Here is a 14,223-nt window from a genome sequence, read left to right as displayed (position 1 = left end):
TGCGGCCGGCCGACTCGAAGGTGAGCGTCGGGGTCAGGAGCGGCCCGAGCCCCGGTACAGCTCCAGCTCCCCGTCCAGTTCGACGGCGAGCACGGTGGCGTGCGGGTCGAGGTCTGCCTCGGTGGGCGGTTCGATCCAGAGCACGCCGGGTGTCTCGTGCAGGCCACCGGTGATCCGGTGGGCCAGTTCGGTGCCGCTGCCGAGCACCGTGACCCGGCGTACCGAACCGAGCAGCCCGCGCACGTTGAGCTCAGCGCGCGGGGCGTCGAAGAGGATCAGGTAGAGGGTGCGACGGTCCTTGGAGAGGGTGCTCGGACCGTAGTGGTGACCGGCCGGGAGGCCGCGTTCGGTGCCGTACACCGCCTCCGCGTGCTTGGCGATCCAGTCGCCCAGCCCCTCCAGGCGCTCCACCTGCTCGGCCGGGATGGTGCCGTCCTCGCGTGGCCCGACGCCGAGCAGCAGGTTGCCGCCCCCGCCGATCGTCTCCGTGAAGTAGCGGATCAGCTGGGCGACCGACTTGTGGTTGCGGTCGTGGTGCTGGTGCCCCCAGGAGTCGTTGATCGTCAGGCACAGCTCCCAGGGGCCGTCGGGCGGGACGACCGGGGCACCCTGTTCCGGCGTGGCGTAGTCGCCCTCGCCGAGCATGCGGGCGTTGAAGACGACGTCCGGCACCTCGGAGCGGATCAGCGCGGCCAGTTCGCGGATGCGCCACTGCTCCTCGCTGCGTTCCCACTCGCCGTCGAACCACAGCAGGTCCGGCTTGTAGCGGGAGGCCAACTCTGTCACCTGGCCGTCGCGGTAGGCCAGGAAGCGCGCCCAGGCCGCCAGGTCCTCGTCCTCGGCCGCCACCTCCGAGTACGGGTTGTCCGCCGGCTCCGGCGGGCGGCCCGGCTTGCGCGTGGAGGCGTAGTCGGGGTGGCTCCAGTCCGAGTGCGAGTAGTACAGGCCGACCTTCAGGCCCTGCTCGCGCAGCGCGTCCGCGTATCCGGCGATCAGGTCGCGGCCCACGTCGAGATTCCCGTGGGCTGTGTCCCACAGGGCCACCCCGTCGTGGTGGCGGCTGGTCAGGACGGCGTACCCGGCGCCGGCCCGCGCGAAGAGTCTCGCCCAGTCGCGCGGGTCGTAGCGGGACGCCGTGAAGCGGTCGAGCTGGGACATGTACCGGTCGTACGGGACGGTGCCGTCGTAGAACGACCAGGACTCCGGCACACCGTCGACGGCGTAGATGCCCCAGTGGACGAAGATCCCCAGCTTGGCGTCGGTGAACCAGGGCTGCATGGGCATCCGGTCAGCTCCCCTCGGTGCGCCGCAGGCGGAGCGTGAGGACCTGGAAGGGGCGCAGCGCGACGGCGACCTCGCCGTCACCTGTGATGCCGGCGTCCTCCAGCGGTCGCTCCAGCAGGTCGGTCACCTGGGCGCCCGCGAGCGGGAAGCCCGTGCGCACGGTGCCGGTCGCGCGGCCGCCGCGGGACTCGTAGAGGCGTACGACGACGTCGCCGGACCGGTCGTCGGCCAGCTTGACCGCCTCGACGGTCACGCCGTCGCCGTCCACGGAGACGACCGGCTCGGGCGCGCCCGCGGAATCCGCCACCCGCAGGGGGAGGTTGAGGGCGTACCCCTCGGCGACGGCGTCGGCGATGCTCGCGCCGGGCAGCAGGGAGTAGGTGAAGCGGTGCCGGCCCTGGTCGGCCTCGGGGTCCGGGACGCGCGGGGCGCGGACCAGGCTGAGGCTGACCCTGGTCGTCGTACCGCCGTCCTCGCGGACCGTGCGGGAGACGTCGTGGCCGTACGTGGAGTCGTTGATGACCGCGACGCCGTAGCCGGGCTCGGCGATGTGCACCCAGCGGTGGCCGGAGACCTCGAAGCGGGCCGCCTCCCAGCTGGTGTTGGTGTGGGTGGGGCGCTGGACGTGGCCGAACTGGATCTCGGCGGAGGAGTGCGGCGCCCGGATGTCCACCGGGAAGCCCGCCTTGAGGATCTTCTCGGCCTCGTGCCAGTCGATGTCGGTCTCGATGTCGATGCGCGGGCTGCCCGCGCGGACCGTGATCGTCTGGGCGATCCTCGACCCCTTGCCGAAGGCGCGCTCGACGCGGATCGCGCCGACGAGCGGGCTGTCCTCGACGACCGTGACGGACTCGGCGTCCAGCAGGTCCGTGTAGCGGTTCTTGTAGTGCTTGTCGATGTCCCAGGCGTCCCAGTAGTTCGGGAGGTCGGTGTGCAGGCGCAGCAGGTTGCCCTTGTCCGCGAGGACTTCGCGGTTCGCCCGCAGGTCGAGGACGGACGACAGCGTGCCGTCCGCCGCCACGTCCACCCGGACCAGGCCGTTGTCGAGCACCCGGCCGGTGACCGTCACGGGCTGCGGGGGCGCGGCGTCGCTCAGGGGCGCGCTGCCGCTCGCGGGCACCTCGACGTACGCCGGTGCGCCCTCGGCCGTACGGACCACCTCGGCCCGGGCGTAGGGGCTCGTGTTGAACACCCGCGCGGAGCCGCCGCCCAGCGCGGCGACCGCCTCGGCCGTGAGCGCCTCCAGTTCCTCGGCGACGCGTGCGTACTCGGCCTCCGCCTCGCGGTGCACCCAGGCGATCGAGGAGCCGGGCAGGATGTCGTGGAACTGGTGCAGCAGGACCGTCTTCCACAGCCGGTCCAGCTTCTGGTACGGGTACGTGTAGCCCGGCGCGTGCAGTGCCGCGGTCGTCGCCCACAACTCGGCCTCGCGCAGCCGGTGTTCGCTGCGCCGGTTGCCCTGCTTGGTGCGGGCCTGGGAGGTGTACGTCGCCCGGTGCAGTTCCAGGTACAGCTCGCCGACCCAGACGGGGGCGTCGGGGTACTCCTCGCGGGCCTTGGCGAAGAAGTCGTCGGGGTGTTCGACGACGACCTTCGGCGAGCCCTCCAGGTCCGCCAGCCGACGGGCCCGCTCCATGATCTCGCGGGTGGGGCCGCCACCGCCGTCGCCCCAGCCGAACGGCGCGAGGGAGCGCGTGCCGGCGCCCTTCTCGGAGTAGTTGCGGACCGCGCGGTCCATCTCCTCGCCGCTGAAGCGGGCGTTGTAGGTGTCGACCGGCGGGAAGTGGGTGAAGATGCGGGTGCCGTCGATGCCCTCCCACCAGAAGGTGTGGTGGGGGAACTTGTTGGTCTGGTTCCAGGAGATCTTCTGGGTCAGGAACCACTCGTTGCCGGCGAGCTTGGCGAGCTGCGGGTAGGCGGCGGTGTAGCCGAAGGAGTCGGGCAGCCAGACGCCCTTGGTCTCGACGCCGAAGTGCTCGATGAAGAACCGCTTGCCGTGGATGAGCTGGCGGGCGATCGCCTCGCCGCCGGGCAGGTTGCCGTCGGCCTCGACCCACATGCCGCCGACCGGCGCCCACTGGCCCTTCTTCACCGACTCCTGGATCCGGGCCCACACGTGCGGGTAGTTGTCGCGCACCCACTCGTACTGCTGGGCCTGGGAGCAGGCGAAGATGAAGTCCTCGTACTCGTCGGCCAGGGACGTCACGTTGGAGAAGGTGCGGGACGTCTTGCGCTTGGTCTCGCGGATGGGCCACAGCCAGGCGGAGTCGATGTGGGCGTGGCCGACGCCGGAGATCACGTGCGCGCTGGCGTGGGCGGGCCTGGCCAGCGCCGGGGCGAGCACCTCGCGGACGGCGGCGGCGCTGCCGGAGATGTCGTCCAGGTCCAGGGCGTCCATGGCCCGGTCCAGGGTGTGCATGATCTCGTGGCGGCGCGGCTCGTGCTCGCCGAGGTGGACCATGAGCCCGCGCAGCACCTGGAGGTCGAGGTCGAGGTGCCAGACCTCCTCGTCGAGGACGGCGATGTCGGCGCGCTGGAAGGTGTAGAGGGGCTTGTCGCCGGCCGTGAGCACGTCGCCGAGGGGGGTGGGGGCCGCGAAGTTGTTCGCCAGGATGTCCGGGTTGGAAGCCGCCTCGACCAGGTACTCGATCACCTCCCCGCCCGTGGCCGGGTTCGCGATCGGCACGTACTGGTTGAGCGGGTTGACCGCCTTCAGCGGGGTGCCGTCCAGCCGGTGCACCAGCGCCTCGGCCTGGTTGCCCGGCCAGTCGCCCACGAAGCCGAGGTCGATGACGGCCTCGACGCGCCGGCCCGCGAACTCGGCGGGCACCCGGCCGCGCATCCGGAACCAGGTGGTGCCCCAGGGCGGGCCCCAGGGGGTGTCCATGGCGAAGGGCTCGTACGGCGCGGCGGCGGCCTCCGTGAAGGGGACCGGCTCCCCCGGCGCCTGCCAGGCCTCGACCTCGAAGGGGACGGTGGCCGCGTAGATCGCGGGCTTGATGCGCTGGTCGTGGAGGCGCTCGACGCGTTCCTCGATCCGTCGGCGTTCGTCGTGCATGGGGGTTCTCCAGGGAGCCAGGGAGGGGACGGGAGCTCGGGGGCAAGGGAGGCCGGGAGGCCGGACAGCCTGTGGGAAAGCGCTTACCCGCAGGCGCTCACCTAAGGTACGCCAGGCCAGGGTGCACGGCCGTGTACCCCTCGACCAGCCTGCGGGCCACGTTGACGGAGTCGACGAGCGGGTGCAGCGCGAAGGCCTTCACCGCCGTCGTACGGGAGCCGGACCCGGCGGCGTGCAGCACCTCGCGCTCGACCGCCTTGACGGCGCACACGAGCCCGGTGGCGTGGTCGGGCAGCGGGGCGACCGCGACCGGGTGGGCGCCGTTGGCGTCGACCAGGCACGGGACCTCGATGACGGCGTCGGCGTCGAGGACGGACAGGGTGGCCTGGTTGCGCACGTTGAGGATCAGGGTGGTGCGCTCGTCCCGGGCGATGGCCCGCATCAGCGCGAGCGCCACCTTCTCGTAGCCGCCGGAGAGGTCGTCGGCGTCGCGTTCGCCGGCGCCGGCCGTCTGACGGTTCTCGGCCATGTAGGTGGCCTCGCGCTCGGCGCGGGTGCGGTCCCAGACGTCCAGGGCGGAGACGTCGGCACGCCGGGCCTCCTCGTAGAAACGGGCCTGCTGGTCGCGCAGGAAAGCGCCGCGCGTCTTGGCGGCCTGCTGGTAGGCGCGGACGGCTTCCCGGTTGAAGTAGTAGTAGTGCAGGTACTCGTTCGGGATCGCGCCGAGCGAGCGGAGCCAGTCGACGCCGAAGAGTTTGCCCTCCTCGAAGGAGCCGAGCAGGTCGGGGTCGGCGAGCAGCCGCGGGAGTTCGTCGCGCCCGGCGACGCGCAGGCCGCGCACCCAGCCGAGATGGTTGAGGCCGACGTAGTCGATCCACGCCTCGCCCGGGTTCTTCACGCCGAGCACGCGGGCGATACGGCGGCCGAGGCCGACCGGCGAGTCGCAGATGCCGATGACGCGGTCGCCGAGGTGGCGGGACATGGCCTCGGTGACCAGGCCGGCGGGGTTGGTGAAGTTGATGACCCAGGCGTCCGGCGCCAGGCGGGCGACCCGCTGGGCGATGTCGACGGCGACCGGCACGGTCCGCAGGCCGTAGGCGATGCCGCCCGCGCCGACCGTCTCCTGGCCGAGGACGCCCTCGGCGAGCGCGACCCGCTCGTCGTTCGCCCTGCCCTCCAGACCGCCGACGCGGATCGCCGAGAAGACGAAGTCGGCGCCGCGCAGCGCCTCGTCCAGGTCCGTGGTGGCGGTGACCTCGGGCGCGTCGGGCACGCCGGCCGCCTGCTCGGCGAGCACGCGGGTGACCGCCGAGAGCCGCACCGCGTCCAGGTCGTGCAGCACGACGTGGGTGACCCGGCCCTCGGCGCGGTCGCCGAGGAGCGCCCCGTACACGAGCGGCACGCGGAATCCGCCGCCGCCCAGAATCGTCAGTTTCACGCTTGCACCTTTCCTGCCACGACCACCTCGACGCCCGCCTCCTCCAGGGAGGACCGGGTCGCCGCGTCGACCGGCGCGTTCGTCACCAGCACGTCCAGGTCTTCCGGACCGCACACCTTCGCCATCCCCGTACCCGGGAACTTCGCCGCGTCGGCGAGCAGCACGACCTTGTCGCCGGCCTTGATCATGGCCCGCTTGACCGGCACCTCGACGACCGTCGTGTCCATCACCTGACCGCCCGGCCGCACTCCACTGGTGCCCAGGAACAGCCAGTCGGCATGCAGCTGGCGCAGGTTGTCCTCGGTGAGGAAGCCGACCAGGGAGCGGTACTCACGGCGGACCATGCCGCCGAGCAGCACCAGCTCGATGCCCTCGTCGTCGGCGAGTTCCTCGTAGACCACCAGGTTGCTGGTGATCACGGTGAGGCGGCGGCCGTGCAGCTGGCGGGCCAGCCGGAAAGCGGTGGTGCCGATGTCGAGCAGCACCGACTGACCGTCTTCGATCATCGCGGCGGCGCGCGCGGCTATGGCGTCCTTCTCGCGCACGCGCACCTCGGCGACCTCGGCGAAGGGCTGGTCGCCCTCGTCCACGACCGCGCCGCCGTGCACCCGCGTGAGCAGGCCGTCCTCCTCCAGTTTGACCAGGTCACGCCTGATGGTGGCGGGACTCACACCCAGCTGCTCGGAGAGATCGGTCACGGCCGCGGGACCGCCGGAGCGCAGGGCCCGCAGGATGAGTTGGTGTCGTCGTTCTGCCAGCACGACGTGCACACTACTCGTCATCTTCACTCATCGCCATGCTCATTTCTGCTCAGGTATTGACCAATCCAGCGGAGCGGCGCACGATTCCCGTCACGAAATGAAGAGTTTTGACGAGAGGACGTTGCCGTGGACGACGACCGGCCCGATGTGCTGCTGACCGGGCTGCTCTTCTACGACCTCGTTCTCACGGGGCTCGGGAAGCCGCCGACACCGGGCGAGGAGATCTGGACGGGCGGGATGGGCTGCGGCCCGGGCGGCATCGCCAACCTGGCGGTGGCCGCCGCCCGCTTCGGCCTGCGCACCTCGCTGGCCACGGTGTTCGGCGACGACCTCTACGGCGAGTACTGCCGGGACATCCTGTGCGACCAGGAGGACATCGACCTCTCGCTCTCCCGCACGGCGGACGGCTGGCCCACCCCGGTCACCGTCTCCCTCGCCTACGGCCACGACCGGGCCCTCGTCACCCACGGCCAGGAGCCCCCGTACTCGCAGGACACGCTGATGGGCGACCCGCCCCAGGCGCGCACGGCCCTCGTGCACATCGAGGCCGAGCCCCGCGCATGGCTGGCCAAGGCCGCCGCGAACGGCACACAGATCTATGCCGACGTCGGCTGGGACCCCACCCAGCGGTGGTCGACCGACCTCCTCGACCAGCTCTCCCTGTGCCACGCCTTCCTCCCCAACGAGACCGAGGCGATGGCCTACACCCGCACCGACAGCGCGGGCTCGGCCCTCGGCGCGCTCAGCGAGCTGGTGCCGGTGGCCGTGGTGACGCGCGGCGGTGCGGGCGCGGTCGCCGTCGACCAGACGACCGGCGAGTACGCGCAGGTTCCCGCCCTGGACCTCGACGTCCTCGACGCCACGGGCGCCGGGGACGTGTTCGGGGCGAGCTTCGTCGCCGCCTCGCTCGGCGGCTGGCCGCTGGAGGAACGGCTCCGGTTCGCCGTGCTGGCCGCCGGGCTGTCCGTACGGCAGCCCGGCGGGGCCCTCGCGGCCCCCGGCTGGTACGGCGTCGACCGCTGGTGGCGCTCCCTGACCGATCCCGAGCTGAGGCGGACGTACGGCTTCCTGGCGGACCGGCTCCCCGACAACCCGGGACCGCCCGTCGCGCACGCCCCCGTCACCCCACCCGCACGGCCGCACTGACTCCCCCACCTGGCCCTCCTCCACCGGTCCTCCCCCACGTGTCCCTCTCATGCGAAGTCCCGAACAGATCCGAAAGGCGGTGGGAGCTGTGCGGCTCTCACGAAGAGGCCTGCTGCGCGCGGGCCTGGCCGGTACGGCCGCCACGGCCCTCGGCGGCCTGGCGTCCGGCTGCGCCGTACCGACCGGCTCGACCGGCCGGAACATGGTCCTGTGGTACTGGAGCGGCGGTCTGAGCGACACCGTCGTGAAGAACGCCAAGGCCCGCTACGACAGCTCCGTGAACCTCCAGGCGATCCAGATCGGCGGCTACTACCGGTCCAAGCTGATCACCACGATGGCCGGCAACGCCCACATCCCCGATATCGCGGGCCTCAAGGGCGAGGACATGGCGTCCTATCTGCCCAACGCCGACCAGTTCGTCGACCTGCGCACGCTCGGCGCGGACAAGTACAAGGACCGGTACCTGGCGTGGAAGTGGGACCAGGGCATCGCCGACGACGGCTCGATGGTCGGCTTCCCGATCGACTGCGGGCCGGTCGCGCACTTCTACCAGTACGCCGTGTTCCGGAAGGCGGGACTGCCCTACGAGCCCGACGAGGTGTCGAAGGAACTCGACACCTGGGAGAAGTTCTTCGCGGCGGGTGAGCGGCTGAAGCGGCGCATCCCCGGGACCTTCCTGCTCACCGACGTCAACGCCGTCTTCGAGAACGTCGTGAACCAGGGCACCAGGCGCTACGTCGACAAGGACCGCGCCTTCATCGGCGATCAGGAGCACATACGGGACGCCTGGGCGCTCGCCGTGGAGGCGAAGCGGCGGGGCATCGTCTCCAGCATCGTCAACGGCACCCCGGACTGGCTGTCGGCCGTCGAGGGCGGCAAGCTGCCCAGCCAGCTCAACGCCTCCTGGGCCGCCGGCGACCTCAAGAACGGTGTCCCGAAGACCAAGGGCCGGTGGCGGGTGGCCCAGATGCCGGTGCGGCCCGCCAACAACGGCGGTTCGTTCCTGTCGATCACCAAGGCGTGCCGGGAACCCGAGCGGGCCTTCGAGATCATCACCTGGCTGCTCAACGCCGACAACCAGGCGCAGGGCTTCGTCGACGCGGGTCTGTTCCCCTCCACGCCCGCCTCGTACGGCATGAAGAAGCTGCGGGAGCCGGACCCGTTCTTCGGCGGCCAGGTCACCATGGACGTCTTCGGGCCCGCCGCGCAGAAGATCGCGGTCGCCTACAACAGCCCGTACGACGTGGCGTTGGGCCAGCCCATCAAGGACGAGATCAAGAACGTCGGCGTCCTCGGCAAGGATCCGAGGAAGGCCTGGGAGGACGCCATGAGCAAGTGCCGGCGTATCGCGAAGCACCTGGGGGTGACCTTCTGATGGCCGTCATCGAGCAGACCCCGCCCGCCGTGAACCGGCCCCAGCCCGCCACGGCCCCGCCGAAGAAGGGCCTGCGCGAGCACTGGCACCTCTATGCCGCGATCTCCCCCTTCTACCTCCTCTTCCTCGCCTTCGGCCTGATCCCCGTCGGCTTCTCGCTCTACCTGTCCTTCCACCGCTGGGACGGCCTGGGCTCGATGGAGTGGGCGGGGCTGTCGCAGTACCAGTACCTGCTGAGCGACAGCGACTTCTGGCAGTCGATCGGGAACACGCTTGTCATCTGGGCGCTGGCCACCTTCCCCATGATCTTCCTGGCGATGGTCACGGCCGTGATGCTCAACTCGGCGGTCCGCTTCAAGAACGCCTACCGGTTCGCGTACTTCCTGCCCAACGTCACCTCGGTCGTCGCCGTCGCGATCGTCTTCGGGTCGATCTTCTCCACCAACTTCGGCCTGGTGAACGCCCTGTTGCAGGCCGCGGGCCTGGATCAGGTGGCCTGGCTGAACACCCTCTGGGGCATCAAGGTCGCCATCGCCACGCTGATGACCTGGCAGTGGACCGGCTACAACGCGATCATCTTCCTCGCCGGGCTCCAGACCATCCCGGGCGACCTGTACGAGGCGGCCCGCATCGACGGCGCCGGTCCCGTGCAGACCTTCTTCCGGGTCACCCTGCCCCTGCTGCGGCCGACGCTGCTGTTCGTGCTGGTCGTCTCGACGATCACGGGACTGCAGAGCTTCTCCGAGCCGCAGGTGCTGCTCCAGACCACGGCCAACGAGTCCACGTTCTCGGGCGGCCCCGACCACGCCGGCCGGACCATGGTCCTCTACTTCTTCCAGCAGACCTTCGACAACAACGACTTCGGGTACGGCGCCGCCGTGGCGTGGGGCATCTTCCTGGTCGTCGTCCTCTTCTCGATCATCAACTGGCGCCTGGTGCAGCGCCGGGGCGAACAGTAGGAAGGCCGCATCATGGCATCCATCAAGGGCTCCGGACGCCGGGGCATCGCGCTGCACGCGTCCCTGATCATCGGTGTGCTGCTGTCGGCCTTCCCGTTCTACTGGGCCGTGGTCATGTCGACGCACACCTCGTCGGAGATCTTCTCGTACCCTCCGAAGCTGCTGCCGGGGTCGCACTTCCTGGAGAACGTCCGCAACCTGCTGGGCTCGATCGACTTCCTCGGGTCGATGGGGAACTCGCTGCTGGTCGCGACGACGGTGACCTTCCTGGTGCTGTTCTTCGACTCGCTGGCGGCCTTCGTCTTCGCCAAGTTCGAGTTCCCGGGCAAGAACGTGCTGTTCGCGCTGCTCATGCTGATCTTCATGGTCCCGGCCCAGCTCGCGGCCATCCCGCAGTTCGTGATCATGGCGAAGATCGGCTGGATCGGCTCGATGACCGCGCTGATCGTGCCGGCGGCGGCCAACGCGTTCGGCATCTTCTGGATGCGCCAGTACATGCGGAGCGCCATCCACGACGAACTGCTCGACGCCTCGAAGCTGGACGGCGCGAACTTCATGCGCCAGTACTGGCACGTGGCCCTCCCGGTCGTCCGACCCGGGCTCGCCTTCCTCGGCATCTTCACCTTCATGGGCCAGTGGAACGACTACGCCTGGCCGCTGATCGCCCTGACCAACCCGGACAACGTCACCCTCCAGGTCGCGCTGTCCCAGCTCAACGGCACCCACGGCACCACCGACTACGGCATGGTGATGACCGGCGCCGTCCTCGCCCTCATCCCGCTGCTGATCGTCTTCGCGATCGGCGCCCGGCAGATCATCGGCGACCTCGCGAAGGGGGCCGTCCGCGAATGACGAGCGATCCCCTGATCGCCCTGCGCCCCTGGGCGGCACCCGAGGTGACCTCCTGGGGGCGGCTGCCCATGAACGCCGTCGACCGGCGCCCCGGGGCGCTCCCCCTCGACGGCGACTGGCGCTTCCAGTTGCTGCCGGCACCGGACGCACCGCTCGGCGGTGCCTGGTCCACGTCGTACGTCCCCGGCGCCTGGACCACGCAGGGCACGGACGACCTGCCGCGGTACACCAACGTGCGGATGCCGTTCGCCGAGTTCCCGCCCGGGTCGCCCGCGGCCAACCCGACGGGCGTGTACGAGCGTGAGGTGGCCGTGCCCGCCGAGTGGGCGGGACGCCGGATCGTGCTCCAGGTCGGGGCCGCCGAGAGCGTGCTGCTGGTGCATGTGGACGGGCGGCCCGTCGGCATCTCCAAGGACTCCCGTCTGGCCGCCGAGTTCGACCTTTCCGGTTTCGTACGTCCCGGTGCCCCCGCGTGTGTCCGGCTGACGGTCGTGAAGTGGTCGGACGCCTCGCACATCGAGGACCAGGACCAGTGGTGGCACGGCGGGATCACCCGCTCGGTGCTGCTGTACGCGACGGACTCCCTGCATCTCGCGGACGTGACGGTACACGCCCGATACAGCGGTGCGCTCCAGGTCGACTGCCGGGTGCGGGACGCGGCCGGCGCGCTGCCCGAGGGGTGGTACGTCACCGGGGAGCTGGACGGTCGACTCCTCGCGCAGGACGGGGAGTTCGACCGCGCGAACGCCGAGGACGAGCGGGTCTCCGGCTTCCTCGGCGAGGCCCGGCTGCTGACCACCGTCCCCGAGGTGCGCACCTGGAACGCCGAGACGCCCGAGCTGTACGACCTCACCGTCCGCCTGCACCGCGCCGACGGCACGGTCGCCGACACCTCGCGGCACCGCGTCGGCTTCCGCGACGTCGACATCGTCGGCCGGGACCTGCTGGTCAACGGCGAGCGGGTCTTCGTCCGGGGCGTGAACCGGCACGACTTCCATCCGCTGACCGGGCGGACGGTGTCGTACGACGACATGCGCGCGGACCTGGTTCTGCTGAAGCGCTTCGGCTTCAACGCGATCCGCACCGCCCACTACCCGAACGACCCCGCGCTGTACGACCTCGCCGACGAACTCGGCTTCTACGTCGTCGACGAGGCGGACATCGAGTCCCATGACCACGCGCACGAGATCGCCGACGACCCGCGCTACCTGAACGCCTTCGTGGACCGGGTCTCGCGGATGGTGCTGCGCGACAAGAACCATCCGTCGGTCATCATCTGGTCGCTGGGCAACGAGTCGGACTACGGCGCGAACCACGACGCCGCGGCGGGCTGGGTGCGGCGGCACGATCCGACGCGGCCGATCCAGTACGAGGGGGCGGCCAAACGCGGCTGGGCGGACCCGGACACGGCCTCCGACATCGCCTGCCCGATGTACGCGCCGCTGGAGGACTGTGTCGCCCACGCCCTCTCCGGCGAGCAGACCAAGCCGCTCATCCAGTGCGAGTACTCGCACGCCATGGGCAACAGCAACGGCACACTGGCCGACCACTGGGCTGCCATCGAGGCCACCCCAGGTCTTCAGGGCGGGTTCATCTGGGAGTTCTGGGACCACGGGATCCTGCAACGCGTGAGCGACGGAAGACCGGTCGGGCGTGGGGGCGCCGGGCTCTATGACAACGGTGTCGCCGCGCCCGGCCATCGGTGGGCGTACGGCGGCGACTTCGGCGAGACGACCCATGACGGCGCGTTCATCGCGGACGGCATGGTCTTCCCCGACCGGACGCCCAAACCCGCGATGTACGAGCACCGGGAGATCGCGGCGCCGGTGCGCATCGAGTGCTTCCGGCACGAGGGGATCGTCCTCTCCAACCACCAGCATTTCCGCGGGCTGGACTGGCTGGCGGGCGAGTGGGAGCTGGTCCTCGCCGACGGCACGACGTCGACCGCGCCGGCCGAGCTGCCCGATCTGCGTCCGGGCGAGACGGCCGCCGTACCGCTGCCCTTCGAGGTGCCGCGCGACGGTGGCGAGGCCTGGCTGACGCTGCGGGTGACGACGGCCGAGGACCAGCCGTGGGCGCCGCGCGGCACCGAGGTGTGCCTGCCGCAGGTCCGGGTGCGCGAGTCCGCCGTGATCCCGGCCGCCTGCGTGGACCGGCGGGTCGAGGTCGACGGCGAGGGCCTGCTCGTCCATCCGCTGCTCACGGCCGCCCCCACGCTCTCGCTGTGGCGGGCGCCCACCGACAACGACGAGCTCGGCGGGATCGCCCGGCGCTGGCGCACGTGGGGTCTCGACGCGCTGGTCCGCAAGGTCGTCTCCGTACGCCGGGAGGGCGGCCGGGTGACCGTGGTCGCCGAGTACGCCGGCGCGACCGGTGTCGTGCGGCACCGGCAGGTGTGCACGCCGGTCGAGGGCGGGGTCCGGGTCGACGAAGAGGCCGAGCTGCCCGAGGAGTTCGACGACGTGGCACGCGTCGGCTCGGTGTTCGAGACGGTGGCGGGGCTCGATCTGCTGGAGTGGTTCGGGCAGGGGCCCTGGGAGTCGTATCCCGACCGGAGCGCGGGCGCGCCCGTGGGCCACCACTCGGTGCCCGTCGACGACTTGTTCACCCCGTATCTGCGGCCCCAGGAGAGCGGCGGGCGGCACGGGGTACGGCGCTTCAGGCTCTCGGCGCCGGACGCCACCGGCCTCTCGGTCGTCCTGGACGAACCGCGTCAGGTCTCGGTCACCCGCTGGCGCGCCGACGACCTGACGGCCGTCGCCCACCACGACGAACTGGTGCCGCGTGCCGGCTGCGTGGTGCACATCGACGCGGCACACCGGGGCCTCGGCACGGCCTCGTGCGGCCCGGACACCTTCCCCTCCTATCGCGTTCCGCCCGGCATTCACCGCTGGAGCTGGACCCTGCGCGTTCTCTGAACCCCCTTCTTCTCCTCTCTTCTCCTCTCTTCTCCTCTCTTCCCGGAGCACACGTGTGTACTTCGCATGACCACCCCCAGGGCGAAGCCCCGCAGGCCGGTGCCGGACGACGCGGCTTCCTCAGGGCCACGGCGCTGCTCGGCGCCGCCGCCACCGCCTCGGTCGCGCTGCCGACCGCGGCGGAAGCGGCATCGGCGGACCGCCGGGGGCCCGACCCCGACAGCCGGCGCTTCACGCTCGCCGTGATGCCGGACACCCAGTACCTCTTCGACGGGCCGAGCATCGACAAGGCACCGGTCGAGGCGTCCCTGCGCTATCTGCTGGAGCACGGCCGGGAGGAGAACATCGTCTTCCTGTCCCACCTCGGCGACCTCACCCAGAACGGCACCCGGCCCGAAGTCGCCGCGATCAGCGAGGCGTTCCGGGTCCTGG

The 14,223-nt window shown here is 70.9% G+C and carries 9 protein-coding genes and 1 pseudogene; 6 read left to right on the top strand and 4 right to left on the bottom strand.

What is annotated here, in order from left to right; all coding sequences use genetic code 11:
- Positions 1 to 33 precede the first annotated feature (33 nt).
- The 4 genes from ABZ078_RS30680 to ABZ078_RS30665 form a co-directional block, all read right to left on the bottom strand.
- Complete coding sequence (locus tag ABZ078_RS30680) at positions 34 to 1,284, bottom strand: alpha-L-fucosidase (protein ID WP_356580591.1); 1,251 nt, start codon at positions 1,282 to 1,284, stop codon at positions 34 to 36.
- A gap of 4 nt (positions 1,285 to 1,288) precedes the next feature.
- The gene (locus tag ABZ078_RS30675; protein WP_356580589.1) at positions 1,289 to 4,342 is read right to left on the bottom strand and encodes a glycoside hydrolase family 38 C-terminal domain-containing protein; all 3,054 of its coding nucleotides are present in this window, start codon (positions 4,340 to 4,342) and stop codon (positions 1,289 to 1,291) included.
- Positions 4,343 to 4,439: 97 nt separating this feature from the next.
- Positions 4,440 to 5,780 (bottom strand): 6-phospho-beta-glucosidase, encoded by a 1,341-nt coding sequence (locus tag ABZ078_RS30670; RefSeq protein WP_356580587.1) that lies wholly within the window; start codon positions 5,778 to 5,780, stop codon positions 4,440 to 4,442.
- On the bottom strand, positions 5,777 to 6,541 hold the full coding sequence (locus ABZ078_RS30665; protein WP_356580677.1) for a DeoR/GlpR family DNA-binding transcription regulator: 765 nt from the start codon (positions 6,539 to 6,541) through the stop codon (positions 5,777 to 5,779). The genes ABZ078_RS30670 and ABZ078_RS30665 overlap by 4 nt, the downstream gene beginning before the upstream one ends.
- Positions 6,542 to 6,667: 126 nt before the next feature.
- Between ABZ078_RS30665 and ABZ078_RS30660 the strand changes: the two genes are divergently transcribed.
- The 6 genes and pseudogenes from ABZ078_RS30660 to ABZ078_RS30635 all read left to right on the top strand — a co-directional run.
- Positions 6,668 to 7,687, top strand: a complete 1,020-nt coding sequence (locus ABZ078_RS30660) for a carbohydrate kinase family protein (RefSeq protein ID WP_356580585.1) — start codon at positions 6,668 to 6,670, stop codon at positions 7,685 to 7,687.
- Positions 7,688 to 7,775: 88 nt separating this feature from the next.
- Entirely contained in the window at positions 7,776 to 9,062 is a 1,287-nt protein-coding gene (locus ABZ078_RS30655) for an extracellular solute-binding protein (protein ID WP_356580583.1), read from the top strand.
- Complete coding sequence (locus ABZ078_RS30650) at positions 9,062 to 10,021, top strand: sugar ABC transporter permease (protein ID WP_356580581.1); 960 nt, start codon at positions 9,062 to 9,064, stop codon at positions 10,019 to 10,021. Before ABZ078_RS30655 ends, ABZ078_RS30650 begins: the two co-directional genes overlap by 1 nt.
- Before the next feature lie 12 nt (positions 10,022 to 10,033).
- On the top strand, positions 10,034 to 10,873 hold the full coding sequence (locus ABZ078_RS30645) for a carbohydrate ABC transporter permease (RefSeq protein ID WP_356580579.1): 840 nt from the start codon (positions 10,034 to 10,036) through the stop codon (positions 10,871 to 10,873).
- Positions 10,870 to 13,791 (top strand): glycoside hydrolase family 2 TIM barrel-domain containing protein, encoded by a 2,922-nt coding sequence (locus tag ABZ078_RS30640; protein ID WP_356580577.1) that lies wholly within the window; start codon positions 10,870 to 10,872, stop codon positions 13,789 to 13,791. The genes ABZ078_RS30645 and ABZ078_RS30640 overlap by 4 nt, the downstream gene beginning before the upstream one ends.
- 53 nt (positions 13,792 to 13,844) lie before the next feature.
- Positions 13,845 to 14,223: pseudogene (locus tag ABZ078_RS30635) on the top strand (Tat pathway signal sequence domain protein); the annotation flags it as partial.

The organism is Streptomyces sp. NPDC006385, assembly GCF_040612485.1.
Classification (GTDB): Bacteria; Actinomycetota; Actinomycetes; order Streptomycetales; family Streptomycetaceae; genus Streptomyces.
This window is presented reverse-complemented; position numbering and strand designations above follow the sequence as displayed.

Coding starts and splice junctions, on each gene's coding strand:
- ABZ078_RS30675 (WP_356580589.1), bottom strand. CDS start 4,342: ATGCACGACGAACGCCGACGGATCGAGGAACGCGTCGAGCGCCTCCAC.
- ABZ078_RS30680 (WP_356580591.1), bottom strand. CDS start 1,284: ATGCCCATGCAGCCCTGGTTCACCGACGCCAAGCTGGGGATCTTCGTC.
- ABZ078_RS30640 (WP_356580577.1), top strand. CDS start 10,870: ATGACGAGCGATCCCCTGATCGCCCTGCGCCCCTGGGCGGCACCCGAG.
- ABZ078_RS30650 (WP_356580581.1), top strand. CDS start 9,062: ATGGCCGTCATCGAGCAGACCCCGCCCGCCGTGAACCGGCCCCAGCCC.
- ABZ078_RS30645 (WP_356580579.1), top strand. CDS start 10,034: ATGGCATCCATCAAGGGCTCCGGACGCCGGGGCATCGCGCTGCACGCG.